27 protein-coding genes, 1 pseudogene and 1 riboswitch are annotated in these 26,723 nt (G+C 42.5%); of the genes and pseudogenes, 24 read left to right on the top strand and 4 right to left on the bottom strand.

The features are described 5' to 3' along the window. Positions 1 to 89 (top strand): hypothetical protein (locus Q0191_RS02365; protein WP_297663491.1); only part of this gene is annotated, 89 nt, incomplete at its 5' end. 9 nt (positions 90 to 98) lie between these two features. Then, positions 99 to 788 (top strand): response regulator transcription factor, encoded by a 690-nt coding sequence (locus tag Q0191_RS02360; protein WP_297663489.1) that lies wholly within the window; start codon positions 99 to 101, stop codon positions 786 to 788. Between the two features lie 241 nt (positions 789 to 1,029). Here Q0191_RS02360 and Q0191_RS02355 read toward each other — a convergent pair whose 3' ends face one another. After that, a complete protein-coding gene (locus Q0191_RS02355; RefSeq protein ID WP_125378831.1) occupies positions 1,030 to 1,512 on the bottom strand; it encodes an S-ribosylhomocysteine lyase in 483 nt (160 codons plus the stop codon). A 275-nt stretch (positions 1,513 to 1,787) separates the two neighbouring features. On the opposite strand from Q0191_RS02355, the gene Q0191_RS02350 reads away from it, so the two are divergent. From Q0191_RS02350 to Q0191_RS02305, 10 genes and pseudogenes are all read left to right on the top strand, one after another. Next, positions 1,788 to 3,401, top strand: a complete 1,614-nt coding sequence (locus tag Q0191_RS02350; RefSeq protein WP_297663485.1) for a ribonuclease Y — start codon at positions 1,788 to 1,790, stop codon at positions 3,399 to 3,401. 65 nt (positions 3,402 to 3,466) lie between these two features. Next, positions 3,467 to 3,895, top strand: a complete 429-nt coding sequence (locus Q0191_RS02345; protein WP_297663482.1) for a hypothetical protein — start codon at positions 3,467 to 3,469, stop codon at positions 3,893 to 3,895. A gap of 11 nt (positions 3,896 to 3,906) precedes the next feature. After that, complete coding sequence (locus tag Q0191_RS02340; RefSeq protein ID WP_015605577.1) at positions 3,907 to 4,206, top strand: hypothetical protein; 300 nt, start codon at positions 3,907 to 3,909, stop codon at positions 4,204 to 4,206. Next, positions 4,206 to 4,925 carry a DUF4176 domain-containing protein gene (locus Q0191_RS02335; protein WP_297663478.1) on the top strand — a complete coding sequence of 240 codons (720 nt, stop codon included), beginning with the start codon at positions 4,206 to 4,208 and terminating at the stop codon, positions 4,923 to 4,925. The genes Q0191_RS02340 and Q0191_RS02335 overlap by 1 nt, the downstream gene beginning before the upstream one ends. Beyond that, entirely contained in the window at positions 4,918 to 7,194 is a 2,277-nt protein-coding gene (locus Q0191_RS02330; protein WP_297663476.1) for a T7SS effector LXG polymorphic toxin, read from the top strand. The genes Q0191_RS02335 and Q0191_RS02330 overlap by 8 nt, the downstream gene beginning before the upstream one ends. Then, positions 7,181 to 7,696 carry an Imm6 family immunity protein gene (locus Q0191_RS02325; RefSeq protein ID WP_297663474.1) on the top strand — a complete coding sequence of 172 codons (516 nt, stop codon included), beginning with the start codon at positions 7,181 to 7,183 and terminating at the stop codon, positions 7,694 to 7,696. The genes Q0191_RS02330 and Q0191_RS02325 overlap by 14 nt, the downstream gene beginning before the upstream one ends. Positions 7,697 to 7,721: 25 nt before the next feature. Further along, positions 7,722 to 8,177, top strand: a complete 456-nt coding sequence (locus Q0191_RS02320; RefSeq protein WP_297663472.1) for an Imm6 family immunity protein — start codon at positions 7,722 to 7,724, stop codon at positions 8,175 to 8,177. Positions 8,178 to 8,207: 30 nt separating this feature from the next. After that, positions 8,208 to 8,318: pseudogene (locus Q0191_RS02315) on the top strand (hypothetical protein); the annotation flags it as partial. A gap of 185 nt (positions 8,319 to 8,503) precedes the next feature. Continuing rightward, on the top strand, positions 8,504 to 10,273 hold the full coding sequence (locus tag Q0191_RS02310) for a DNA/RNA non-specific endonuclease (protein ID WP_297663470.1): 1,770 nt from the start codon (positions 8,504 to 8,506) through the stop codon (positions 10,271 to 10,273). 1 nt (position 10,274) lies between these two features. Continuing rightward, positions 10,275 to 10,760: an immunity protein YezG family protein gene (locus Q0191_RS02305; RefSeq protein ID WP_297663468.1), complete on the top strand. Its 486-nt coding sequence runs from the start codon at positions 10,275 to 10,277 to the stop codon at positions 10,758 to 10,760. A gap of 325 nt (positions 10,761 to 11,085) precedes the next feature. Here the strand turns inward: Q0191_RS02305 and Q0191_RS02300 are convergent, their stop codons facing one another. Next, positions 11,086 to 12,525 (bottom strand): TrkH family potassium uptake protein, encoded by a 1,440-nt coding sequence (locus Q0191_RS02300; RefSeq protein ID WP_297663465.1) that lies wholly within the window; start codon positions 12,523 to 12,525, stop codon positions 11,086 to 11,088. A 4-nt stretch (positions 12,526 to 12,529) separates the two neighbouring features. Then, a complete protein-coding gene (trkA, locus tag Q0191_RS02295) occupies positions 12,530 to 13,879 on the bottom strand; it encodes a Trk system potassium transporter TrkA (protein ID WP_297663463.1) in 1,350 nt (449 codons plus the stop codon). Between the two features lie 305 nt (positions 13,880 to 14,184). Here trkA and Q0191_RS02290 point away from each other — a divergent pair, with 305 nt between their 5' ends. From Q0191_RS02290 to Q0191_RS02250, 9 genes are all read left to right on the top strand, one after another. Continuing rightward, positions 14,185 to 14,694, top strand: coding sequence for a tRNA (cytidine(34)-2'-O)-methyltransferase (locus tag Q0191_RS02290; protein WP_297663461.1), 510 nt, complete (start codon positions 14,185 to 14,187; stop codon positions 14,692 to 14,694). Positions 14,695 to 14,751: 57 nt separating this feature from the next. After that, on the top strand, positions 14,752 to 15,681 hold the full coding sequence (locus Q0191_RS02285) for a hypothetical protein (RefSeq protein WP_297663459.1): 930 nt from the start codon (positions 14,752 to 14,754) through the stop codon (positions 15,679 to 15,681). Between the two features lie 103 nt (positions 15,682 to 15,784). Then, a riboswitch (FMN riboswitch) is annotated at positions 15,785 to 16,003 on the top strand. Between the two features lie 144 nt (positions 16,004 to 16,147). Next, entirely contained in the window at positions 16,148 to 16,705 is a 558-nt protein-coding gene (locus tag Q0191_RS02280; RefSeq protein ID WP_015605562.1) for an ECF transporter S component, read from the top strand. Then, positions 16,695 to 17,345 (top strand): phosphatase PAP2 family protein, encoded by a 651-nt coding sequence (locus Q0191_RS02275; RefSeq protein ID WP_297663455.1) that lies wholly within the window; start codon positions 16,695 to 16,697, stop codon positions 17,343 to 17,345. Before Q0191_RS02280 ends, Q0191_RS02275 begins: the two co-directional genes overlap by 11 nt. 249 nt (positions 17,346 to 17,594) lie before the next feature. Then, positions 17,595 to 17,903, top strand: coding sequence for an MGMT family protein (locus Q0191_RS02270; protein ID WP_297663453.1), 309 nt, complete (start codon positions 17,595 to 17,597; stop codon positions 17,901 to 17,903). A gap of 59 nt (positions 17,904 to 17,962) precedes the next feature. Next, a complete protein-coding gene (locus Q0191_RS02265; protein WP_297663451.1) occupies positions 17,963 to 18,910 on the top strand; it encodes a TIGR01212 family radical SAM protein in 948 nt (315 codons plus the stop codon). After that, entirely contained in the window at positions 18,904 to 19,452 is a 549-nt protein-coding gene (locus Q0191_RS02260; RefSeq protein ID WP_297663449.1) for a class I SAM-dependent methyltransferase, read from the top strand. Before Q0191_RS02265 ends, Q0191_RS02260 begins: the two co-directional genes overlap by 7 nt. A gap of 46 nt (positions 19,453 to 19,498) precedes the next feature. Continuing rightward, on the top strand, positions 19,499 to 19,753 hold the full coding sequence (locus tag Q0191_RS02255) for a hypothetical protein (protein ID WP_297663447.1): 255 nt from the start codon (positions 19,499 to 19,501) through the stop codon (positions 19,751 to 19,753). 12 nt (positions 19,754 to 19,765) lie between these two features. Further along, positions 19,766 to 21,820: a sodium:proton antiporter gene (locus Q0191_RS02250; protein WP_297663445.1), complete on the top strand. Its 2,055-nt coding sequence runs from the start codon at positions 19,766 to 19,768 to the stop codon at positions 21,818 to 21,820. A gap of 125 nt (positions 21,821 to 21,945) precedes the next feature. On the opposite strand, the gene Q0191_RS02245 is transcribed toward Q0191_RS02250, so the two are convergent. Continuing rightward, entirely contained in the window at positions 21,946 to 24,219 is a 2,274-nt protein-coding gene (locus Q0191_RS02245) for an ATP-dependent Clp protease ATP-binding subunit (protein ID WP_297663443.1), read from the bottom strand. Positions 24,220 to 24,460: 241 nt separating this feature from the next. Between Q0191_RS02245 and Q0191_RS02240 the strand changes: the two genes are divergently transcribed. From Q0191_RS02240 to Q0191_RS02230, 3 genes are all read left to right on the top strand, one after another. Continuing rightward, a complete protein-coding gene (locus tag Q0191_RS02240) occupies positions 24,461 to 24,691 on the top strand; it encodes a DUF1797 family protein (RefSeq protein WP_297663441.1) in 231 nt (76 codons plus the stop codon). Positions 24,692 to 24,829: 138 nt separating this feature from the next. Further along, a complete protein-coding gene (locus tag Q0191_RS02235; protein ID WP_297663439.1) occupies positions 24,830 to 25,684 on the top strand; it encodes a bifunctional methylenetetrahydrofolate dehydrogenase/methenyltetrahydrofolate cyclohydrolase in 855 nt (284 codons plus the stop codon). A gap of 277 nt (positions 25,685 to 25,961) precedes the next feature. Beyond that, positions 25,962 to 26,618: a CBS domain-containing protein gene (locus Q0191_RS02230; protein WP_048763750.1), complete on the top strand. Its 657-nt coding sequence runs from the start codon at positions 25,962 to 25,964 to the stop codon at positions 26,616 to 26,618. Positions 26,619 to 26,723 lie beyond the last annotated feature (105 nt).

Raw genomic sequence — 26,723 nt, 5'->3', positions numbered from 1 at the left:
AAGCACAACGTGACTACTTTGGTGCCCACACTTACCAACGTAAAGACAAAGAAGGAACCTTCCACTACTCTTGGTATGACGAAAAATAGGATAGGCCTATGGCAAAGCGAATTTTATTAGTAGAAAATGAAAAGAATCTTGCACGATTTGTGACTTTGGAACTGCAAAAAGAAGCTTATCTTCTGGATGTAGTTGAGATAGGAAGTCAAGGTTTGGCGTTGGCCAGAGAAAATGACTACGATCTGCTCTTGCTTAATTATGACTTGCAGGATATGACTGCTAGTGAGTTTGCTAGGCAACTGAGTTTGTTCAAGCCGGCTTCAGTCATTATCGTCTTAGCCAGTCGTGAAGAGATCAAAGAACATGCAGATGAGATTCAGCGCTTTGCTGTCTCCTATACCATAAAGCCTTTTATTATCAGTGATTTGGTTGAGAAAGTCTCCGATATTTTTCGAGGTCGGGACTTTATTGACCAGCATTGTAGCAAGCTGAAAACACCGACTGCTTACCGCAATCTACGAGTTGATTTGAAAAATCATATCGTCTATCGTGGAGAGGAAGTGATTGCCTTGACACGACGGGAATATGATCTACTAGTGACGCTGATGAGTAGTCCAAAAGTCATGAGTCGCGAGCGACTTCTGGAGCGTGTCTGGAAGTATGAAGGCGCCACTGAAACTAATGTAGTAGACGTCTATATTCGTTACCTACGGAGTAAGATTGATATTGCTGGACAGACCAGCTATATCAAAACTGTCCGTGGTATTGGCTATGCTATGCAGGAATAAAAAGAACAAGAGGCTGGGACAAAAGTCCTAGCCTCTCAATTGTCTTTGGATTGTCGAGCAAGACGCAGTGGTTGAGTGGGCTCTATTACGCTGATTCCATCAGCTTTTACAGCCCTACTCAACTGTGCGGAGGTGGGACGACGAAATCGAATTCTAACGAATTACCGATTTCTGTCCCACTCTCTGATCTTTTCATTTTTAGCGCAAATAATAAAATCCTAGAAGATTAAAATCCCTCTGCTTAGAGGACATGGCGCTCGAAAGCATTGTCAGAGATTCCTTGGCTGAGAATGAGTTTCGCCCATTCTTTGGCAGAAAAAAGGCTGTGATCCTTGTAATTGCCACAGGATTCGATAGTAGTGCCAGGGACATCTTCCCAAGTAGTCGTTTCAGCGATTTCTTCTAAGCAAGATTTGATGACTTGAGCAATTTCGGTTGCTGAGTGCTGTCCCCACATGATCATATGGAAGCCTGTGCGGCAACCGAAAGGTGAGCAGTCAATCATACCGTCAATCCGCTTGCGAATGAGCATAGCTAGTAAATGCTCGATGGTATGCAGGCCAGCCGTCGGAATAGCGTCTTCATTTGGCTGCACCAAACGAATATCAAAGTTAGAGATAATATCTCCTTTAGGGCCAGTTTCTTCGCCAATGAGGCGGACATAGGGTGCTTTTACGATTGTATGGTCAAGCTCAAAACTTTCAACGATAACTTCTTTAGACATGATTTCTCCTTTAAAATTTTAAATTGGAACCTGAAAATGAGGTCAGGTTTCAAAAGCGACATTCAAACACTTCCTTTTGATTATAGCATAAAAAAATAAGAGTTAGGAAATAAAAAAATTTTATATATTAAATTCTTTGATTTAGCGCCTTTTCGCCCAATAATAGGCAAAAATCAGGCTTCTTTTTCAAAAAATTGATTTGTGAATTTCTGCTATTTATGATAGAATAATAAGGAATTTTGAATTCAATAATTAAATAGATTTGGAGTAAAAACATGGGCTTATATACGATAGCTGCTTTTGTTTTTGCTGCCATCTTTGGTTTAGTGATTGGGTATGTAGGGATCTCGGTTAAGATGAAAGCATCTAAAGAAGCCGCGGAACTTACTCTTTTAAATGCTGAACAAGAAGCAACCAATTTACGCGGTCAGGCAGAACGCGAAGCGGATTTGATTGTCAAAGAAGCGATGCGCGAAACCAGTTCGCTTAAAAAAGAAGCACTTTTGGAGGCAAAAGAAGAAGCCAGAAAATATCGTGAAGAGGTTGATGCAGAATTTAAGTCTGAGCGTCAAGAGTTAAAACAAATTGAAAGCCGCTTAACAGAGCGTGCAAGTAGTCTTGACCGCAAAGATGACAATTTAACCAACAAGGAAAAGACTTTGGAGCACAAAGAACAAAGTCTTACTGATAAAGCTAAACACATTGATGCGCGTGAAGCACAAGTAGCTGAGCTAGAGCAGCAAAAAGAAGCTGAGCTTGAGCGGGTAGCATCCCTGACTCAGACGGAAGCGCGTGAGATTATCTTGACCAAGACCGAGGACAAGCTGTCCAAGGAAATTGCGACTCGTATTCGGGAAGCGGAGCAGGATATCAAAGAGCGCTCTGACAAGGTGGCCAAGGATATCTTGGTTCAAGCTATGCAGCGGATTGCTGGTGACTATGTGGCTGAGCAGACCAATTCAACGGTTCATCTGCCTGATGACAGCATGAAGGGACGGATTATCGGACGTGAAGGTCGCAATATTCGAACCTTTGAAAGCTTGACAGGGATTGATGTTATCATTGATGATACGCCTGAAGTGGTTACTCTTTCAGGTTTCGATCCAGTTCGCCGTGAGATTGCTCGGATGACTATGGAAGCTCTTCTCAAGGATGGTCGGATTCATCCGGCTCGTATCGAGGAATTGGTCGAAAAGAATCGCTTAGAGATTGATAACCGTATTCGAGAGTATGGTGAAGCCGCAGCCTATGAAATCGGAGCACCAAACTTGCATCCTGATTTGATGAAAATCATGGGTCGCTTGCAGTTCCGTACTTCCTACGGACAAAATGTTCTCCGCCACTCGATTGAGGTTGCCAAACTTGCTGGAGTTATCGCTGGAGAGTTGGGTGAAAATGCGAACTTGGCTCGTCGTGCTGGTTTCCTCCATGATATTGGCAAGGCCATCGATCGAGAAGTAGAAGGCAGCCACGTGGAAATTGGAACTGAGTTGGCTCGCAAGTATAAGGAGCATCCGGTTGTTATCAATACGATTGCTAGCCACCACGGAGATGTGGAACCTGAGAGCGTCATTGCAGTCATCGTTGCAGCAGCTGATGCCCTAAGTGCAGCTCGTCCAGGAGCTCGTAGTGAGTCGCTGGAAAGCTACATCAAGCGATTGCATGATTTGGAAGAAATTGCGAACAGCTTTGAAGGAGTTAAGACAAGCTTTGCTCTTCAAGCAGGTCGTGAAATCCGGATCATGGTCAGTCCAGAGAAAATCAAGGATGATAAGATTACAATCTTGGCGCATGATGTGCGTGAAAAGATTGAAAATAACTTGGAGTATCCAGGAAATATCAAGGTCACAGTCATTCGCGAAATGCGAGCAGTTGATTATGCTAAATAAAGTACTAGGACCTTGTCCTAGTCTTTTTTGAAAAGCTGAGGAAACGAATAAAGAAAGGAGACGTAATGGTAGAAATTATCGACAATGATTTATATGCCCAAAATGCGAGAAATTGCCAATTAAGCGGAGATCAAAAAAAGCAAGAAGCAGATAATGTGGGCGCAAAAATAGAGCGATTAGAGGCTGCAAAGAAAATTTTAGACGAACAGCTCGTTCTACTAAATAAGAGTATCGATGATGCAGAAAAAGTTTTTAATAGTCCTGCAGGTGATATCTCTGTTGATAGTTCTTGGAAAGGAGATTTGAAAAAGCAATGTAAATTTCATTTTGAGCGTGGCGTTACAAATCTAACCGACATGGAAAATAATTATCAGGATACCTTGAAAAATATCAATGGTGAATTAGTGAAATTGAAAGCTTCTCAGTTAGATTTATTGGGAGCGGCACAGAGTTTTTGGGATCAAGCTCAGTCTTGGTGGAATTCCATTCAATAAAAGGAGGAAATATGTCTCAAGATAAAGTAGGTGTACAACCCGAAGAATGGTCTAGTGTTGTCAGTAATGCTAAGAAAAGTGTTCATGGGCTAGTAGCTTTGTCAAAAAAAGAAGTTAGCTCGACAACTCTTTCTCGTTTTAAAAAATTTAATACAATTCAAGATACTTGGAACTCAGCCTTGACTGCTTATAAAACGTATGGAGAAGCAAGAGCAGATATGATGGCTAAGATGGGTGAGAAAATCATTGAGGATGATGCTGTCTATGCTAGTCAAATTGATAAGAATAAGAATTATGTGAGGTTTAATTAATGGCAGATACTCAAGAGTTGGAGGACTTTCGCACAGTCTTGTCTACGTGGCCGGATACTGATTTCGAAATAACAGATACTATTATCAAATTCGGAGATTTTCTGGGAGCACGGCCCCCTTTGATGAGAGAATTATACAAGTTAATCAAGCTGAAAGGATCTCAATACGAATACAATTCTTTGCTTGGAACGACTATTCTTTTTACCCGTACTCAGAACGGTCAGATGACCTTCTCTTTTAACGGAGAAGAGCAGGTGTGGTCGGAAGATACATTTTTTCTATTTTTGGCTATTCTAGACGTCTATTTTGGAAAGATTTATCCGATTGGTTCAGTTGTTGAGCTTGATTTGGATTTGCTGAACAGTGAGCTTAAGGAAATGTTTTCTGAGGAGCCAGGAGCGTTGGTCATGCTGACTGGACGCAAGGCACCGTTAGCAGAAGGTTTTGACCCTTATGTGATCGATTATTTTGGCCGAGTATGGCCATTTGGTGAAGTTGCTGCTTTTCCGCCTGTATTTGTTAGCAACATGATGATCAAGAATGTTGTTCATTTTGGCTATGAAAATGAATGGGAGGAAAGAATTTCAGAAGAAGTCATTCGCCAGACTTATATCAAAAGCCACCAGTTGTCAACAGCCTTTATGACTAGGGTAGATCAGTTGGCTTATTTAGCCTTTTTGAATGAGAAGTTAGTAGAGAAGGAGGGATTAGATGAGTGATGAATTTCATGTTGATATAGCAGAACTATACGATGTTTTTAAGGAAATCCAATCGCAATCTAAAAAAATAATTAGTAGTTTAGAAGCTGCTAAAAGCTCTTATAATTCTGTGATCACTTCTAATTCCATGTATGGTAATGTGGGGCAAGCAATCGCAGGCGAGATTAATAGTTCGCATAATATGTTGCTAATGCAGCTAAAGGATCTTCTATACAGTCTGCAAAGTGACTTTGCTAAGGAAGTGGAGAGCTTTCAATCAGCGACTGGTGAGAAGTCAAGTACTGCTGTACTGAATCAAGGTATTTTGAAGACTACAGGAGACTATTTTGATACGCTAAAAGGTGAGATTGACCAAATTCGGAAAACAATCAATAGCGCGACAGATAGTGTCAGTGATTTGATCTCTGTAACCAGTGATGCTCGGAACTATGAGTATTTTGGAGGTAATCTCTCGAATGCTAAGGAAGTGATAACGACTACGATAGAAAAAGTCTCAACCTGGGATGGCCAAGGCACCGCATTGGCAACGGAGACTAGTCTCCAATATCTGCAAGAATTGCTGGGTCAACTGCAGCAGACAAATGAGCTAGACTATAGCGATCCTATTATCAGCCAAGTAGTGAACAATCTTTCCCCCATGGCGGATAAGGTCAAGGAGATAGATGATCAGATAGATGAGAGTGTCCAGAAAGCCGAGCTAGAGGCACAAAAAGCCAAGGAATTGGAAGACAAGGAAAAGGAGAGGATAGAAAAGGATTGGCGCCTTCACCATCCAATTCAGGCCACGTTGCGAGATTGGCGTAAGGGCCTCTCTGATAGTTTAGACGGAATGACTGAATGGATGAAGGATGATCCGAACTGGGCCTACATCAAAGGTTTTGGGGATGCAGCCTTTGGCATTTTAGGTGATGCAACGTTTGGAGCTGTAGAATTTGGTGTTGATCTTGCCCAATACACCCACGAGGGTCTGACGTTTGGTTATAATTCTCTCATGGGGAAAGAAACTCCGCAGTGGATGAAGGATGATCTAGAAGGTGGGAAGAATGCTCTTGGTGAAGTCTTACTAAATACTCTTGGGACTGCTTATGGCTTAGTCACAATGATTCCAGAAGTGAATGATTTGATTAATGCCTTAGACGACAGTACTCGCGATGGCAGTCTCATGGGGTCGATTCTACATGATGCCCGTCATGCCAAAGATTTGAAACAGCAACCGATTCGTGATAAAATCGAACTAGCTGGACAGTTTTCGGGTTACGAAAGTGGACAGGCTGCGGGAGAAATCATCAGTGAAATCGTTTCATTTATTGGTCCTGCTAAGTTAGCCAAGATAGCCGGCAAGAGCAAGCTGGTAAGCCGATTGTCACAGGTGCCCAAAATTGAAAAGGGTCTATCTTATATAAAACAAGCTCGTACGATGTTGTCTGACAACTATCTGAGCACACTAGCACGGGAGAGCTACGGTGCGACCAAGGACTTCTTTAGAAGTCGTTTGGGGAATCTTTGGGATGACTTTAGCCGTAAGAAGCTCTCCCCTGTGGGGTTGGATGACTTCCGTTATGGAGAGGACATTGGCAAGCATACCGCTCGATTTTACCAGAGTACGGGTGAGAGTGCGGAGTATCAGAGTATACTTCGGGATCTTTATGGCGATGCAAGCGAGCAGAGCGGCCGGAAGGTCGGCCGAGAGTTCAGCAGAGAAACAAGCGAGCAGTTGGCCAAGCATAGCGATGATGTATTGAAAGGATTTGATGATTCTGACTGGGGCAGTAATGAATTAGGCAAGTTGAGAGAGAAATGGAATGTCCCTGAAACAGACACGATTGCAGTTGGGAAAACAGATGTTCCAGGTCTTGAAGGAAAAGTATTTGAAGGTGGTTCACCTAAGGTTCGTAAGGAGGCTGGTTTGCCAGACTTAGATGATGCGTTTCCGGATAGAGAAATAAGAAGTTCAGGAAAGATTTCTTCAGCTACTCGGCATGCTGAGGAAAATGTTGCAAACGATTTTATTAACGCTATAAAAGAAGTAGGATTAGAAGCTGAAAATGTTACTGGAACATTTAAAATCCACCAATCAAATCCAAAAGGTGTCTGCCCAACTTGTTTAAGTGGACTTGGGAACCCAGCCAAACCTTCTGGAGTTATTAAACAATTGAGTGAAATGTTTCCGAAACTTAGAATCGAGGTAACTTCAGAAGTGGTTGAAGGAGTGAAAGTAAATGGACGCTTACAATTTATAGTTGAGAATGGTAAATATGTTAAAAATTAGAAAGGAAGCAGGAATGGAATTGAATATTAATCTCTTATGTTTTATGCAGAGACTAACAGAACCTTTAAAAAAATATATAAAAAATTTGGATTATAAAGAATATGTGAATAAAACATTAGAACTAACGAGTGGATCTATAAACAATATCACAGAGTCGGATCCAGATTTACTCTATAGTAGATTAGAAAACATAGATGAAGAAGATATTTTAACTTATTTTGAACTAGATAAGGATACAGATCCATCTGTATGGGGTTGTATTGCAAATTTCTTGGCACTTGTTAGTTATTTTTCTTATAACGTTACGGGAGAAAAATATTTGCCTGAGACCATTGAAAGTGTCGATGAAGAAACACTTAAAGATTACTTTATTACTTATAAAAAATTAGTAAAAACATATGAAGAATTATCAAGTTTGGATGCCTCATTTCAGAATGAAGAGTACTTAAAAGACAAATTAGTTACTTACTATTTTAAGTTTCTATTTGAAGATTATAATTGAGAATATGGGAAAAAATTTGTATTTCATGTTAATTTATTCAGAGGCTATTCTTAGTCAGATGAAAACGCAATACAAGCCTCAAATTCGAGCCGCTTTGGATGATTGCTGGAGTTTTTTGGAAAACAAAAATAAAACAGGGAAAGAACTCTATACTTTATTGGATGATGGGACAGATTTTAATGGAATTTTTATCTATATGCAATTAGATGAGGATGAAACTAACGTTCCATCCTGGGATAATATTAGCTATGCAGTTGGCTCAACGGCTAAAGAAGCTTACTTGTTTGATAATCAGAAGCAACTTCCTTCACCTTTGGAAAATATTGATTCAAATTTAATAGAATTATTTATTGAAAACTTAAAAGAAATTAATATAGATTTTTATAATCATGTTGAGGAAGTGAAAAATTTTGTGCAAAGTGACTCATCACCTTCAAAAGTTGATGCTTTGAAAGAACTAGGAAAATTGGAACTGGTATAATACAACAAAGTCTTAACTTTCGGTTTTGTCCCTTTACTAACCTTGGGAGGCGTAAAAGATGTGGATCATATGGATAAGGTAAAAGTCTTGGAGCACATTTACCTCATGTACCAACTCACAGGCGGAGTAATGTACGATTGATAATATGTAACCACCCTTGAGGTGGTTTTTTCAGCTGATGGTGACTGGCGATATGGTCGTTTGTGGTATACTAGGATTGTAGAGCCAGCAAATTTGGTGACAACCTAGCTGAAGTATCACGAAGCTATCATGCCTTTCGTGAGAGCTTCCAGAAAGCCGAGCTAGAGGCACAAAAAGCCAAGGAATTGGAGAGGATAGAAAAAGATTGGCGTCTTCACCATCCAATTCAGGCCACGTTGCGAGATTGGCGTAAGGGCCTCTCTGATAGTTTAGACGGAATGACTGAATGGATGAAGGATGATCCGAACTGGGCCTACATCAAAGGTTTTGGGGATGCAGCCTTTGGCATTTTAGGTGATGCAACGTTTGGAGCTGTAGAATTTGGTGTTGATCTTGCCCAATACACCCACGAGGGTCTGACGTTTGGTTATAATTCTCTCATGGGGAAAGAAACTCCGCAGTGGATGAAGGATGATCTAGAAGGTGGGAAGAATGCTCTTGGTGAAGTCTTACTAAATACTCTTGGGACTGCTTATGGCTTAGTCACAATGATTCCAGAAGTGAATGATTTGATTAATGCCTTAGACGACAGTACTCGCGATGGCAGTCTCATGGGGTCGATTCTACATGATGCCCGTCATGCCAAAGATTTGAAACAGCAACCGATTCGTGATAAAATCGAACTAGCTGGACAGTTTTCGGGTTACGAAAGTGGACAGGCTGCGGGAGAAATCATCAGTGAAATCGTTTCATTTATTGGTCCTGCTAAGTTAGCCAAGATAGCCGGCAAGAGCAAGCTGGTAAGCCGATTGTCACAGGTGCCCAAAATTGAAAAGGGTCTATCTTATATAAAACAAGCTCGTACGATGTTGTCTGACAACTATCTGAGTACACTAGCACGGGAGAGCTATGGTGCGACCAAGGACTTCTTTAGAAGTCGTTTGGGGAATCTATGGGATGACTTGAGTTACAAGAAGTTCTCCTTTGCGGGGTTGGATGATTTCCGCTATGGAGATGACATTGGCAAGCATACCGCTCGACTTTACCAGAGTACGGGTGAGAGTGCGGAGTTTCAGCGTATACGCCAGAAACTCTATGGCGAGGCAAGCGAGCAGAGCGGTCGGAAGGTTAGTCGAGAATTCAGCAAGGAAGCTAGTGAGCAGTTAGCTAAGCATAGTGATGATGTAGCTAAAAGTGCGAAAGAGGCTGCAGAGCAAGCAGGCAAGAAAGCTCGTCAAGAGTTCAGCAAAGAAGCCAGTGAGCAGTTGGCTAAGCATGGCGATGATGTAGCTAAAGGTGCGAAAGAGGCTGCAGAACAAGCTGGTAAGAAAGTTGGCAAGGAATTCAGCAAGGAAGCTAGTGAGCAGTTAGCTAAGCATGGCGATGATGTAGCTAAAGGTCTGGAAGAAACCGCTGAGAACACTAGTAAAACTGTTAAAGAGGTTGAATATGGCGAGCACTTCACTAAAGGAGTCAATGGTCGTAAAGAACTCTTGCCAAACGTTCAGTATGTGACAGAGAGTGGTTACCGCTATACGACAGACGAGTTTGGCCGTATTTCTCGTGTTGAAGTGGATGATTTGGTTCTCAAGAAAGGGAAGCGGAATGCCTATAGTCAACGTGTGGCTGGTCGTGAGTATCGGATTACGGAAGCCGAGCTTTGGGAAGGTCTGGATGATGGTGGACACTTGATTGGAACTCAGTTCAACGGACCTGGAGACTTGGACAATGTCATTGCAATGAACCGTGAAATCAATCGTTCTGGTGGAGCCTGGTACAATATGGAACAAGAATGGGCGAATGCACTTAAGGAAGTGCCACCTAGAAAAGTCACAGTGGACATCCAGCCAGTCTATTCAGGTAAGTCACTGAGACCGGATAGTTTCTTTGTAGAGTATCAAATTGAAGGAAGTAAATCAGTGACTAAACTTATAAAGAATCAAATCGGAGGATAAAATGGAACAACAAATTAATGAGAAAATGACAGAGATTATATATAAAGTGAATGATATGATTCCGGTTGAATGGGAAGATCTTTATATCAACTTTGAAGTGGATAAAACGCTTAGTGGAGGCGTCATATTTTTCTTTAAATATAAAGGAGAATATCATTATTACATGGATATTCCATCTTTATTTGGGATCCCTAAGACAGAATTCAGAATAGAATACATAAATCTTTTTGCTTTAGGTGAAGATATGAAGAAGATATTCATCGAGCACGGTCTGGCAGAGTGGTCTGCCTTTACAATCAAAGTGGATGGAAATAATAAAGTTTCTTTGGATTTTGACTATGCACCATGGAATGAAAGTGAATTTGGACCAAGTTCTCGAGTAGATTTCTTTGAATATAAATATCTAGGTAAGCAACCGTCTAGTGAAAAAGAACTTGAGAAGTTCAAGGCCATGGAAGCCTTTCAGCAGGAACATAATGGCAAATAGTTTTCTTGGATAAAAGACCACCTTAAGGTGGTCTTTTATGGTTTAATCAAACCTTATATATTGTTTGTGGCATACTAGAACCATAATGAAGCGTGAAAAGGAAATCGGTAGCAAGCCAAATCGGAGGATAACATGGAAAAATAAATTAATGAAAAAATTATCGAAATCATGTATTAAGTAAATGATATGATTTGTATATTATATATTCAGGATAACAAAATAGGCTCTATAATTCCTACAGTAGTTTTACTCACTACAGAAATTATAGAGCTTTATTTTTGAACTCGATGATAAATCTAAGTATTATATTATAGCTATTTTCCTGCTATCTGTTAGACCAAGTTCTTGGTAGGAATAGAAGCAGGATTGGATAGATTTCTAAACGTCCTGCAATCATGGCAAGGGAGAGGAGGAATTTAGAAAATGGGCTATAGATAGAGAAGGTCTCGGTGGTTCCGATCATTGGTCCGATATTATTGAAACAGCTGATGACAGTACTGGTAACAGTCATTAGATTGTTATTGTCCAGACTGATGATAAAAATCAAAGCTGCGATAATCAAAATATAAACAGCCAAATATTTGAGAACCTTGTGTTGGGTATCTTTATCCAAAACAGCGCCGTTGATATGCATGGTTAGAACGCGGTTTGGCGAAAGCGTGGAAAGGATTTGGTTTTTAGCGATGCGACCGATTATAATGGCACGGATCACTTTGAAACCGCCAGCGGTGGAGCCAGCAGAACCTCCTAGACACATGAGCAGCAGCAGAATGACTTGTGAGAAGAGGGGCCACTGTACGGTATCTCCATAGCCGAATCCTGTCGTAGTAATGATATTGGAGACTTGGAAAAATGAAATTTCTAAGCTTTTAGCAAATTCCCCGTAAATATGGAGAACATTGAAGCTAATCAAAATAGTGGCAGTGAGGACAATCCAGAGATAGCCTTTCAACTCCTCGTCATGAAAACAGGCTTTAAATCTTCGAATCAAGAGATAATAGTAGAGATTGAAGTTTACCCCAAAGGTCAGAACGCCGAAGCTGACAAGGTAGGTGATTAGAGAACTATTGTAGTGGGCAATTCCGTCGTTAAAGACAGTGAAGCCTCCTGTACCAGCCGTTCCCATTGCGATGACGATACTATCAAAGAGTGGCATGCCGGCGAGGAAATAAAGAAAGGCAAAAAGGGCAAAGAGCGCTAGATAGATAATATAAAGAATCTGGGCGGTGTTTCTCAATTTCGACACAACCTTACCAAAGACTGGTCCAGGAACTTCTGCTTTCATGACCTCTAAGTGGCCATTTTTAGCATTATCCATGATAGCTAAGGCAAAGACCAGCACCCCCATTCCTCCAATCAAGTGGGTAAAACTACGCCAAAAGAGGAGGGAATGGGAAAGGACAGATACATCGTTTAAGATCGTAGCACCAGTAGTGGTAAAACCAGAGCTGACTTCAAAGAAAGCATCAATCAGATTAGGAATCTGACCAGAAAAGACAAAAGGCAGAGCGCCAAAGAAGGACCAGAGAATCCAGCAAAGGGCAACAATCAGAACCCCTTCCTTGGTGTAAATATGGACATCCTTGGGCTTAAAGGCTGAACCTAATCCACCTAAAATCACTAAAATGGACATTGTTGCGCCGATAGAAAGGAAGACCTCAAGATCTTCACGGTAGATGAGGGCAACGATTGTTGGAACCAACAAGAGGGCTGCTTCGATTAGCAGGAGTTTGGAGAGGAGGAAGCGAATCATAGATCTATTCATGGGACTACCTCTCTAACAAATCGTAAATCTTGTCGATATTTTGAATCAAGGTCGTAACAAGGATCTTATCTCCGACTTCTAAATAGTCATCTCCACTTGGGAAGATGGTTACACCCTGACGAATAATCGCTGCAATCAGGACCCCTTTCCTCAATCTGAGCTGAGAAAGAGGCTGCTCAATCATTTTGTTTCCTTCGTGGATCTGGAATTGGAGCGTTTCAATCTGGCCATTTGCCACATGGTGTAAGGCTTCTAGGCTAGAGAATTGCGCATTATTCCGCCCGCGGATGAAGTGCATAATGGTATCAACTGCGATCCCTTTCGGCGTGACAATACTTGCGAAGTCTTGATTGTCAATAATCTCAAGCAGACTGGTCCGATTCACTTTGGTGATGTTTTTCTGAACTCCCAGGTTATTAAGGAACATGGAAGTGATGATGTTTTCTTCATCGACCCCTGTCAGTGTGGCGATCGCATCATAGTGCGCAGCTCTTTCCTCCAGTAGGATGTCTTTGGCTGTTCCATCCCCATTGACCACATAGAGTTCTGGAAATTCTTGGCTGAAGAATTCTGCTCGCTGGCGATTGATTTCGATGACCTTGAGCTCTATTTTGCTGTTTTTGAGAATGTTTAATAGATAATAGGCAATCTTGCCTGCTCCGATAATCATGAGGCTTTTGATGACTCTTGGTCGGATTTGATTGTGGAAGCGAACAATCTCTGACCGATTTCCAGTTAGAAAGATTTTGTCAGATGGCTGCAAGGTGAAATCACCATCTGGGATACTGAGCTTGCCCTCTCTTTCAATAGCACAAATTATAACGTGGGGGAAACGTTTCCTAAATTGTGAGAGGTTCATTTGACAGAGATGGCTTTCTGGCTTGATTTTAAAGTCCATCAGGGTCACTCGGCCATTGGCAAAATGCTCTAGGGACAGAGCATTAGGAAAATCAATGATATTGGCAATGTAACGAGCTGCGAGGAGCTCAGGATTGACTACCAGAGAGAAGCCCAGAATATTTTTTTCTTTAAAGTATGGGTTGGAATACTCAGGATTTCTCACGCGGACAATAGTTTCTTTGGCTCCCATTTTCTTTGCGAGAACGGCTGAAACCATGTTGACCTCATCATGCTCCGTCATGGCAATAAAAATGTCGCAGTGGGCAACATTTGCCTGCTCCAAGATTTTAAAATTCGCACCATTTCCAACGATGCCTATAATATCATAGCGTTTTGTAATATGATTTAGAACCGCTTCATTTTGTTCAATTAAAACGACATCATGCTTTTCAGCAACGAGTGAGCGACAAAGGGCGGCGCCGACCTTCCCGCTTCCGACGACGATAATTTTCATATTATTCCTCCCGAATATGTATCTATCATACCCTTTTTTATATAAAATTTCATCTATAAATCTCAATAAAGCCGTTTTTTACAAAATAGTAAGCTATTTCAAAAGAAATCCTACAAAAATCTCACTTTTTGAGGTCATTTTTATTGACTTGTCGGAAGAAAATGATATACTAGGAAAGTACCCTCATTGATTTACATCAAACCTGTTGTGATGTAAGTTAATGATGCCTTAACCACGCTGTTTGCTGAGCTTGACTCCGGGCAGTGTGGCTATTTTTTTATTCTAATGAAAATCAGGAAAAAATCATGTCTCAGCAAAATCACATCGTCCTTTTTGAACCACAAATTCCACAGAATACAGGCAATATCGCTCGTACTTGCGCAGCGACCAACTCTCCCCTCCATATCATCAAGCCCATGGGCTTTCCTATTGACGACCGTAAGATGAAGCGGGCTGGACTGGATTATTGGGATAAGCTGGATATTAGCTTCTATGAGAGTCTGGATGACTTTATGAAGCGGATGGACGGACGGCTCTATCTGATTTCTAAGTTTGCCGAGAAGGTCTACTCGGAAGAGAATTTTGCAGCCGGAGGCTCGCATTATTTTATGTTTGGTCGTGAGGATAAAGGCTTGCCTGAGGAATTTATGCGTCAGCACCCAGAAAAGGCCTTGCGCATTCCCATGAATGACCAGCATGTCCGCAGTTTAAATGTCTCTAATACGGTCTGTATGATTGTCTACGAAGCCTTACGGCAACAGAACTTTGCAGGACTGGACTTGGTACATGAGTACGAAGCGGATAAATTAAAATAAAATGGCCTTGTCCCACCAGCTCAGGCTACAGGGAATTAGCCTAGAAAGTAGGTAAACATGAAATGGATAAAACATAAATGGGTCATCAGCACCCTCCTTCTAATCAGTATCTTTTCTGCAGTGCTCCTATACAACCATCTCACTGTTCAGAAGGACGAAGTCAAGTATGATGATTTTTCAACAAAAGTGGATAAGATTTTACTATTCGGTGATAAGCAACAGTATGTGGTTGGCCTTAATAAAGAAGGTCACGAAAGTGGTGCTGAGCCAACTCAAAATTATCTGGTATCTCAGGAGCGTAGGATGCAGGAACGTCTTGCCAATAATAATCATCAGCTAGAGGGAGATTATTGGTATCTGATTCTACATGACTTGCGTACGAAGGATTTTAAGGAACGGAAGATTGATCTCTATAAGGAGCTATATAGATATGATTATCAGCTCCAACCATGGGGTTGGGATCCTGTCTATTATAAGGGGAAAGATTACGTAGCTGTGCAAGTCACTCATAAAGAGGCCCCAAATACCCAAAACGGTCGTAGTCGTTACCTTTTTTGGGATATAGAGGCAGAAAAGTTTCAAGAAGCTCCACAAGATTTTGATGTCAAAACTTATAGGGAGGAGATGGCTCTGGGTTTTGGTCCGACAAACCTTCGTGAGGCAATGGATCCTTACCATGCAAATATATCATATTGGCATCTCTCATTTTCTGGCTTTAATGATAAGGAGAAATTTCCGAAGACAGCTAATATCAATTTGTATCAGGAATATCCAGAGATGGTAAAATTAGTGCAGGAAGAAAAAATATTTGAAATATATTTGCGTAAGGGACAAAATACAAAAGAGTCTGTCTTTGAGGATATGCGTCATTTGTTTGCACCGATCGGTCAAGACAAGATAGATGTGATAGCCACTGATCCTAAAACGGGAGAACAAACCCCCATCAACTCTTATCAAGAGATGGAAGCTTGGTGGGATCAGCATTAAGCCATACGTAAAAAGTAGGTGTATATGAAATGGATTCTATTGAATTATTTATGCTTACATCAATCAAAACGCTTGCAAGTGCAAGCGTTTTTTGTTATGATTAAAGGGTCTTCAGGGCAGGGTGAGATTCCCGACCGGCGGTAAGTTTGACTAGCTATTTTAGCTTTCTCGTCGTTGTCTTGTCTCGATATACTTTAAGTATAATCTTTGACTGCGACGCCTAGATAAATTTAAAATATCTTAGCCAAATAAGTCCGCGAGCGAAAGCTGATGTGGTGCGATTCCACAACCGACAGTATAGTCTGGATGGGAGAAGACGAAAGGCGTTATTGCCTGGCCGGTTGGTCGTTTTAATCTTATTTTAAGGGGTATTTTATATACTCTTATAAATTGTGAAAGGATTTTTCGGGCCTTGTGTTAGCAGCCTTCCAGCTTCTCTAATTTTTATAAATTGGAGGAACCTGTTATGACAAATACGCGCAAAATGGCGATAGTAGCGGCTCTATCTGCACTATCTTTCCTGCTCATGTTCTATCAAATCCCTTTGGTAGCCGAGTTTCTAAAATTGGATTTTTCGATTATTCCGATTTTATTAGCCTTGGTTCTCTTGGATTTTAAGAGTTCTGTAGCAGTTCTGCTCATTCGCTCTGTTTTAAAATTGGCCTTAAATGGTCATGGAGTGGAAACCTTGATCGGTTTGCCAATCAATATTGTGGCGATTCTGGTCTTTGTCCTCTTCTTTGCTCTTTTCTGGGAAAAGAAGAGAGATTTGATGAGCTATTTGCTTGCATCTTTCCTAGGAATTCTTTCCTTGACTGCAAGTATGCTGGCGCTGAATGCTTTTTATGCCATTCCGCTTTATGCTCGTTTTGCAAACTTTGATATCGGTCAGATCATTGGTGTAAGTAAGTATCTACTGACCATGATTGTTCCCTTTAACCTATTAGAAGGAGTGATCTGGGCGGTGGCTTTCTGGCTGATTTACACGCTTTTGACGCCCGTTCTAAAACGCTATGAAAAATAAACAATCTTATCTAACAAAGGGCTCTTTTGCCCTTTTACTTTTCGTCATATTAGGCTACATGGTCAAGTTTTATCCAGAGCAGCTAGTTGCCTTTGATAGCCCGATTCAAACTTGGCTGCGAGGTGACTTGCCCACAGCTTTGACGACATTTTTCAAACTGGTCACTAGTTTCATTGATCCGCTGGGGATTATTATCTGGGTTTCTGCCCTTGTCCTATTTTTCCTTTATAAAAAATGGAAGATAGAAGCAGCCTTACTAGCTGGAAATCTGGTCTTACATGGGATTTTGATTAAGCTGATTAAACTCCTTTACCAAAGAAGCCGACCTAGTATCTTACATTTGGTCGAAGAGGGTGGCTATTCTTTCCCGAGCGGACATTCCATGGCGACAGCCATTGTGGTGGGGACTTTGATGATTATCGTCCAGCAACGGATGCAGAATCAACAAATCAAGCGCCTTGTACAGGGCTTGCTCTTGCTCTTTATCTTGACCATTATGGCGTCCAGAGTCTATCTGGGAGTGCACTATCCGACGGATGTGATTGGAGGAGCCTTGATGGGCTTTGCCATTCTCAATATCGAATTTCCCTTTTATGACAAGCTGCGCTTTCAATGGCGCTTCAAGGGAAAGCAGAAATAAATAGAGATGAGAAGAGGCTGGGACAAAAGTCCTAGCCTCTCAATTGTCTTTGGATTGTCGAGCAAGACGCAGTGGTTGAGTGGGCTCTACTACGCTGATTTCATCAGCTTTTACAGCCCTACTTAACTGTGCGGAGGTGGGACGACGAAATCGAATTCTAACGAATTACCGATTTCTGTCCTACTCTCTGTTGTCTTGACAAAGGAGGCCTCTTTCTTTAAGATAGGAGCAAGTGAGATGAGGAGGTGAATGTCCGTTTTGAATCCAGAAATCATTAAGTCGGTTTTAGTTCTTGTGGATGAGATTCCTGCTGGGCGCGTGGCAACCTATGGCCAGATTGCTCGTTTGATTGGACGGCCTAAAAACGCCCGCTTGGTGGGAAAGATTCTCAGTCAGTCGGAGCATTATGGCGGTAAGCATCCTTGCCATCGGGTGGTCAATGCAGCAGGGCGTCTCGCACCGGGCTGGGAAGAGCAAGCGCACTTGCTTTGGGCAGAGGGAGTGAACTTGAAGGCCAATGGCTGTGTGAATCTTAAGCATTATCAGTGGGAGCGATGATTTTCTTCTTTCTTGGTGAAAGAGGAAATTTTTGTTTCTAGGCTCCTTTTTGTGGTAGAATGGAAGGTATGAAATCTTACAATGCTTTGAATGATTATTATCGAAAACTTTTTGGAGAAAAGACCTTTAAGGTGCCTATTGATGCGGGCTTTGACTGTCCCAATCGGGATGGGACGGTGGCGCATGGAGGCTGTACCTTCTGTACTGTTTCGGGCTCTGGTGACGCCATTGTGGCACCTGATGCCCCCATTCGGGAGCAGTTCTATAAGGAAATTGACTTTATGCACCGCAAGTGGCCAGATGTTCGAAAGTATCTGGTTTATTTCCAGAACTTTACCAATACTCACGAGAAGCTTGAAGTGATTCGTGAGCGTTATGAGCAGGCCATCAATGAGCCAGGTGTCGTTGGACTCAATATCGGGACTCGACCGGACTGTTTGCCTGACGAGACCATCGCCTACTTGGCTGACCTGTCCGAACGCATGCATGTGACCGTGGAGCTGGGGCTTCAGACCACCTACGAGGAGACTTCAGACCTTATCAACCGTGCCCATTCCTATGAGCTCTACGTGGAAGCGGTCCAGCGAGTTCGTAAGCTGGCTCCCAAGGCGGAGATTGTCTCTCACTTGATCAACGGCCTGCCGGGTGAGACCCATGAGATGATGCTGGAGAATGTCCGCCGCTGTGTGACGGACAATGATATTCAGGGTATTAAGCTCCACTTGCTTCACCTGATGACCCATACTCGCATGCAACGGGATTACCATGAGGGACGGCTGCAGCTACTCAGTCAGGAGGAATATGTCTCCATCATCTGCGATCAGTTGGAGATTATCCCCGAACATATCGTCATCCACCGTATCACAGGCGATGCTCCGCGAGACATGTTGATTGGTCCCATGTGGAGCCTCAATAAATGGGAAGTGCTCAATGCCATTGAGGCAGAAATGCGTCGCCGTGGCAGCAAGCAAGGCTGTAAAGCAAAGGAGCAGAGATTCGTATGTTAAGACCCTTACAGATGGCCCATGCCTTTTTGGCTGAAGTCGTAACCAAGGAAGATACTGTGGTGGACGCTACTATGGGCAATGGGCATGACACCCTCTTTCTGGCTAAATTGGCCAAGCAAGTCTACGCTTTTGACATTCAGGAGCAGGCTGTGGAAAAGACCCGCCAGCGCTTGGCAGAAGCTGGCTTGGACAATGCCCAGCTAATCTTGGGTGGACATGAGACTCTGGACCAATACACAGACCATTTCAAGGCCGCTATTTTTAATCTGGGCTACCTGCCTTCGGCGGACAAGTCTGTCATTACCCGACCCGCTACGACGCTGGAAGCTTTGGAAAAGGTCTGCCGGGGTTTGGAAAAAGGCGGTCGCGTAGCCATCATGATTTACTATGGGCATGAAGGGGGCGAAGTGGAGAAAGATGCGGTGCTAGACTTCGTCAGTCAACTGCCCCAGCAGGACTTCACCGTTGCCCTCTACAAGACAATCAATCAGATTAACAATCCGCCTTTCTTGGTCATGATTGAGAAATTAAAAGAAAAATAAGGGTTCCAAAGTTGCTAAAAACTTTGAGTAATCATTTGGAGAAAAAATGGACAAGCAATATTTGCATGAAAAATTGGCTGGCTTACGAAACAAATATGTCGAGTCTGCCAACGAAGAAACGAATACTGGCTTTTTGGACGAGGCCAAAATGAATAAAAAAATGCTACGAATCAAGAAAAAATTGGTGAATTTAGAAATGGAGCGCTGCCAAAAGATGATTGAGCACCGCGACCTATCCAAAATTGATCAAAAGATTTCGGCGCAAAAAGAATTGTTTAAAGAGTGCTGCCAGCAGAGATAAAGGAGGTTCAGAGTGGAAATCCTTCTCTACACGATTGTTTTTTTGCTCCTGTTGGTTGTCTCGAATGTGACCAATCGCTTCCTGCCCCAGCTCCCCTTACCCTTAGTTCAGATTGTGCTGGGAATTTCACTTGGTTTTATCTTGCCTCAGGAGAAATTTCACTTGGATACAGAGCTGTTTTTGGCCTTGGTGATCGGGCCCTTGCTCTTTCGGGAAGCTGAGGAAAGCAATATTACCAGTATCCTCAAACATTGGAGAATCGTTTTATATTTGATTTTTCCAGTTATCTTTATTTCAACGGTTGGCTTGGGCTATCTGGCTCATCTTATCTGGGGAGCCTTGCCCTTGGCGGCCTGTGTTGCCGTAGGAGCAGCTCTGGGTCCGACAGACTTGGTTGCCTTTGCTTCCCTATCAGAGCGCTTTTCCTTCCCCAAGCGGGTGGAAAATATCCTAAAAGGAGAGGGATTGCTTAACGATGCGTCTGGTCTAGTTGCTTTTCGTGTGGCTCTTTTGGCTTGGACTACAGGAAGTTTTTCCCTAGGAAAAGCTAGTATATCCTTAGTTCTTTCCATTATTGGAGGATTTGCCATCGGGATGCTCAGTGCTGGCCTCAATCGCTGGCTGCATAAGCTGTTGATGAGTGCCCAAGTGTCAGATATTGCTAGTGAGCTCTTGCTGGAGCTGAGCCTACCCTTGGTTACCTTCTTTTTAGCAGAGGAAATCCATGTTTCAGGGATTATCGCAGTGGTCGTCGCAGGTATCTTTAAGGCTAGCCGCTTCAAGCGGATAACGCTTCTGGAAGCCCAGGTGGATTCGGTTACAGAAACCATCTGGAATACAGTGAACTTTATGCTCAATGGCTCTGTCTTTATCATTTTAGGAATAGAGCTGGAGATGATTGCAGAGCCAATCTTAAAGAGCCCGATTTACGATAATCTCTTGCTACTCGTGAGCATTGTCCTTCTGACTTTCCTACTCTTTGCCCTTCGGTTTGTCATGTTGTTCACTTTTTACTTCATTCGAATCAGAAGATTGCACAAGAATGTTGGAAACTACCTGAAGGAAATGCTGCTGCTGACCTTTTCAGGTGTCAAAGGAACCGTCTCCATTGCGACTATTCTTTTGATTCCGAGTCAGTTGGAGCAAGATCATCCTTTGTTGCTTTTCTTGGTAGCAGGTGTGACCTTTCTTAGCTTTATGACAGGCTTGCTCACTCTTCCGCATCTATCTGAGGAGAGAGAAGAGGAAGCCGAGCACCTGATGCACATTGCTATTTTAAATGAAGTGGTGGGTGAACTGGAAGCGAGTCTCAAGCAGGCTAAGGCTAAGGCACCTCTCTATGCGGCTATTGACAATTACCATGGCCGGATCGAAAATCTAATCCTTGAACAGGAAGATAAGGCCACTCAGCGAGACTTGGCAGCTCTGAAGTTATTGATTTTGAGTATCGAAAATGATGGTCTGGAGCAAGCTTTTGAGGAAGGAAAAATCAGCAATCGCAGCTATCACATCTATCAGCGTTACCTGCAAAATATCGAGCAGGGAATCAATCGCAATCTAGCTTCTAGCTTTACCTATATGTTTCTTGTTACGCTGCGTGTATTGCGCATGTTGCTCCATGAAATCGTCACTCTTGGTGCCAGATGGCGCTCTTGGAGGCAAGGGGGAGCTAAGCGCTTGACTGCCGAGGACATGGAGGATATAGCAGAGCTTTACCTGTCCAATACCGAAGTCATTATCGAAAGCTTGGAACATCTAAAAGGAATCTACAAGCCCTCGCTGATTACATTCTTGCAGGAATCTCGACTAAGGGAAACAGAGATTATCGGCAGCGGTGCCTTCATCGAGCGTGTTATTGCGCGATTCAAACCCAATAACATCTCAGAAATGATCTGGGGCTATTATTTGGAGAGAAAAATTATCTTTGAATATGAGAAAAAGAAATTGATCTCAAGTAGCTATGCTAAACGCTTGCGCCAAAATGTCAATAATTTAGAAAATTACTCACTGAAAGAAAGAGCCAATACTCTACCTTATGACATGGTTAATTACGCTAGAGAGCGCTAGAAGATAAGGCTATCCAGTGACCTCCACTAAAAATTAAATAGAATTCAAAAAGAGAACGGAATACTTTATCCGTTCTCTTTTTGTTTTGTTTTTAAAAGTTTATCAAGACGCAACGCTAAAATCAGTTAGCTTTGGCTTTCATCGAGCTTAGTTTTTTCTGACTCTGATTTTTTGGCCGATTTAATGAGAATCTTGCCATTGCTGGTCATGATAGCTTTGAGTTCTTTTTCGCTTGGATTTTCCAGATAGAAGTCAGTAATAGCATCTTCGATATGGTCTTGAATGGTGCGGCGCAATGGACGAGCACCCATTTTCGGATCGTAGCCAAGATCAACCAATTTTTCTTTGACTTTCTCTGTAACATCCAGATGAATGTCGTTGGTTGCCAAGCGCTGGTTGACATCGTCCAGCATGAGGTTGACGATCTGCAGCAGATTGTCCTTGCTGAGTGGCTTGAATTCGATGATGCCGTCAAAGCGGTTCATAAACTCAGGACTGAAGAAGTTACCCAGCTCACCCAAGACGGAATTGGTACGGCCTTCACGAGCTGCCCCAAAGCCAACGCTGGCTTCAGCCTTGCCCGTTCCGGCATTGGATGTCATGATGATAATGGTGTCCTTGAAGCTGACAGTCCGACCTTGACCATCGGTCAGGCGGCCATCATCCAGAACCTGCAGGAACATGTGCATGACATCAGGATGGGCCTTTTCTACCTCATCCAGTAGAATGAGCGAGTATGGATTGCGGCGGACGCGCTCGGTCAACTGGCCAGCCTCCTCATAGCCGACATAGCCTGGAGGCGCACCAACCAGCTTGGCCACGCTGTGTTTTTCCATGTATTCACTCATATCAAAGCGAATCATGCTGTCAGCAGAGCCAAAGAGCTCAATGGCCAGTTGCTTAGAAAGCTCAGTCTTACCGACACCAGTTGGTCCGACAAAGAGAAAGCTACCGATTGGACGATTAGGACTTCCTAGTCCGACCCGATTGCGGCGGATAGCCTTGGCAATCTTATCCACGGCTTCATCTTGGCCGATGACATGAGCCTTTAAGTCACTAGCGAGATTGACTAGTTGAGACTGTTCTTTTTCCTTCAGGTCGCCAACTGGGATATTGGTCTTTTGCTCTACGATGTGCTCAATCGTTTTCTCGCTGATAATTGGGATATCGTTATCCAGCACGCTCGTCTTCTGGAGTTCCTTGTATTTAGCAATCTGATCGCGGAAGTAAGCTGCTTTTTCAAAGTCTTCGTCACGAGTCGCCTGAGCCTTGAGGTTTTCGGCCTCAATCAGACGTTGGTCAATGACTTTAGGATCAACAAAGTTGAGGGTCAGATTCATCTTAGAGCCAGCCTCGTCCAAGAGGTCGATAGCCTTGTCAGGCAGGAAGCGATCTTGGATGTAGCGGTTGGAGAGAAGTGCCGCAGCTTCAATGGCCGCATCTGTGTACTTGACGTGATGGTAGTCTTCGTATTTTTTCTGAATCCCTTTAAGGATGGTAATCGTTTCTTCTACTGTCGGCTCGTCTACCTTAACTGGCTGCATGCGGCGCTCGAGGGCTGCATCCTTCTCGATGATACGGTATTCATTGAGGGTAGTAGCTCCAACCATTTGGAGTTCTCCGCGAGCCAGAGCTGGTTTGAGGATGTTCCCAGCGTCCATATTGCCATCGCCAGCAGACCCCGCTCCGACAATTTCATGGATCTCATCAATAAAGAGAATGACATCTTGACGAGAACGAATCTCGTCCATGAGCTTCTGCATCCGCTCTTCAAATTGACCACGGATACCAGTTCCTTGTACTAAGCTGACAACGTCTAGGCGGATAACTTCCTTGCCTTGGAGTTTATGAGGTACATCACCATCAACAATCTTCTGGGCCAAGCCTTCGACCACGGCTGTTTTTCCGACACCGGGTTCCCCGATAAGGACAGGATTGTTCTTGGTGCGGCGGTTGAGGATTTCAATGACACGAGTAATCTCTTCGTCCCGACCGATGACAGGGTCAATTTCTCCTTTACGGGCGATCTCAGTCACATTGATACCAAACTCTTCTAGGAGACCTTTTGGCTTTTGCGGAGCCTGTTGGCGTGCTCCGCCTCCATGATTGGAATTGCCACCATAGCCACCTCCACCGTAGCCTCCTCCAGATTGAGTTGGCGGGATATTTGGATTTGGTTCTTGCGGTTGTTGGAAATTACCAAGGCTGTTAAAGAAATCATCAATAGGGTCAATTCCTTGGTTGTTAGCCTGAGCGAGTCCTCGAAAAAGACTATTGTTAGGGTCTGTTTTCATGATTTGATAGCAGTTTTGACAAAGGTCAATCTGCTGCTTATTTCCATTTACATTTGTATAGAGATGAATGGTTGATTCATTGATTTTACAATTTTGACAAAGCATATTCTACCTCTTTCTTTGGCCGTGAATCCACCTATTTTTAAATGGTCAAAAATAGTCAAAGTATTATAGTTTCATTATATCAGTATTCTTACACAATGCAAGAATTTACTACAAATTCCTCCCTAAGATTGATTTTTTGAGAAATTATAGAGCGAAAATTAGAAAAAAATCGTCTTTTACTGGTATTTCAGTTTCTTTTTGTGGTAAAATAGGAAAGAAGCAAGTAAATAGGAGAAATAAAATGGAATCACATTTAGTTAGAATCATCAATCGTTTGGAAGCTATGTCCAAAGATGGTGGAAATTTAAAACGTAATTTTGAACGTGAAGGAGTGGTTGTTGCCGAAGTGGCGTACAGCTACGACGAAGAAAATGGACCAATTTTTACTCTGCGTGATGTGGCAGCGCGTGAGACTTATACTTTCGATAGTATTGACTTGATTGCCATGGAAATTTATGAATTATTATACTAAAAAGCAGGTTTCTGCTTTTTTATTTTGCTCGTCAAGCTCAGTCTTTAATCTTATAACTCTATATAAGAAAAATGTATAAGTGGGACAGGAGGATTTCTGATATAATGGATAATTATATGAAAAAGAAATGAGAAAAGCATGGCAAACATTATTGACGGAAAAGCTTTAGCGGAGAAACTCCAAGCAAAACTTGCAGAAAAAACAGCAAAACTAAAAGAAGAGACAGGGCAAGAACCTGGTTTAGTGGTGATTTTGGTAGGAGACAATCCAGCCAGTCAGGTTTATGTGAGAAATAAAGAACGGTCCGCTCTAGCTACAGGCTTCCGCAGTGAAGTTGTGCGCTTGCCTGAGTCAACGAGTCAGGAAGAATTGCTGACCTTGATTGCTAAATATAATCAGGATCCAGCTTGGCACGGAATCCTAGTCCAGCTTCCTTTGCCAGCTCATATTGATGACGAAGCGGTTTTATTAGCCATTGACCCAGACAAGGATGTAGATGGCTTTCATCCGACTAATATGGGGCGGCTTTGGTCAGGACACCCTTTGATGATCCCTTCTACACCAGCCGGAATCATGGAAATGTTCCGCGAATATAAGGTGGACTTGGAAGGCAAGAATGCGGTGGTGATTGGTCGTAGTAATATTGTCGGTAAACCCATGGCTCAGCTTCTGTTGTCTAAAAATGCGACTGTTACGTTGACGCATTCAAGGACCCATCATTTAGCTAGAATTGCAAAGAAAGCTGATATTTTGGTGGTAGCTATCGGGCGTGGGCACTTTGTGACCAAGGACTTTGTCAAAGAAGGAGCTGTGGTCATCGATGTCGGTATGAATCGGGATGAAAATGGCAAGCTGATTGGTGATGTTAAGTTTGACGAGGTTGCAGAAGTGGCTAGTCTCATTACCCCAGTTCCAAAGGGAGTCGGGCCGATGACCATTACCATGCTAATGGAACAGACTTACCAGGCCTTTGTCAGAAGTTTAGAGAAATAATAGAAAAGTAGCATTTGGCTGATCGATTTTCTCTTTCAATTGTTTTTGGTAATCTTGTCGCTAGAGGTATTAGACAAGAAACTATAGAGATAGGCTAAAGCGAGGCTGGGTCAAACGTTCCCCCTCGTTTTCTCATAGAAGAATCTAGCTTTTTTATAGGTAGTATGCCTGATTTTTCTAAATTTTGAAAACATAAGAGAAAACTGTGAAAGCGTTTGAAATTAGTTGGAAAATACAGTATAATAAGATTAGAAAAAGAAACTAGAGGAGGCTTCTCATGGCAGTAAAAGATTTTATGACACGCAAGGTTGTATACATTAGTCCAGACACAACGATTGCGCATGCGGCAGATATTATGCGCGACCAAAAATTGCATCGCTTGCCCGTGATTGAAAATGATAAGCTGGTGGGCCTTGTGACAGAAGGAACAATCGCAGAAGCAAGTCCATCAAAGGCAACGAGCCTATCTATTTATGAAATGAACTATCTTCTGAATAAAACCAAGGTAAAAGATGTGATGATTCACGATGTTGTTACGATTTCCCAGTATGCTAGTCTAGAAGATGCGACTTATTTGATGCTGAAAAATAAAATTGGAATCTTACCAGTTGTTGACAATGAGCAGGTCTATGGAATCATTACAGATCGCGACATTTTCAAGGCTTTTCTAGAAGTGTCTGGTTATGGCGAAAAGGGCGTTCGGATGCGCTTTGTCACAGAAGACGAGGTTGGTGTCCTATCGCATATTATCGCCTTGCTTGTCGAAGAAAACCTCAATATTTCAAACACAGTCAATATTCCTCGTAAGGATGGTAAGGTTGTCATTGAGGTACAAATTGACGGAGACATTGACTTGGTTTCCTTGAAGTCCAAGTTTGAAGCACACAATATAAAAGTAGAAGATATTACCCGCACTAGCGCAAAAGTTTTATAAAGTAAGAGCCTCAGTTGAGGCTTTTATTTTCTTGCCAATTGGCTTCCTAAGATGGTATAATCAAGGAACTGCAATCAATGATAGAGGAGAAAAGATGAGTATTTT

It is taken from the genome of uncultured Streptococcus sp. (genome assembly GCF_938036805.1).
Classification (GTDB): domain Bacteria; phylum Bacillota; class Bacilli; order Lactobacillales; family Streptococcaceae; genus Streptococcus.
The sequence above is the reverse complement of the archived record's forward strand: the minus strand, read 5'-3'. Positions and strand labels throughout refer to the sequence as shown.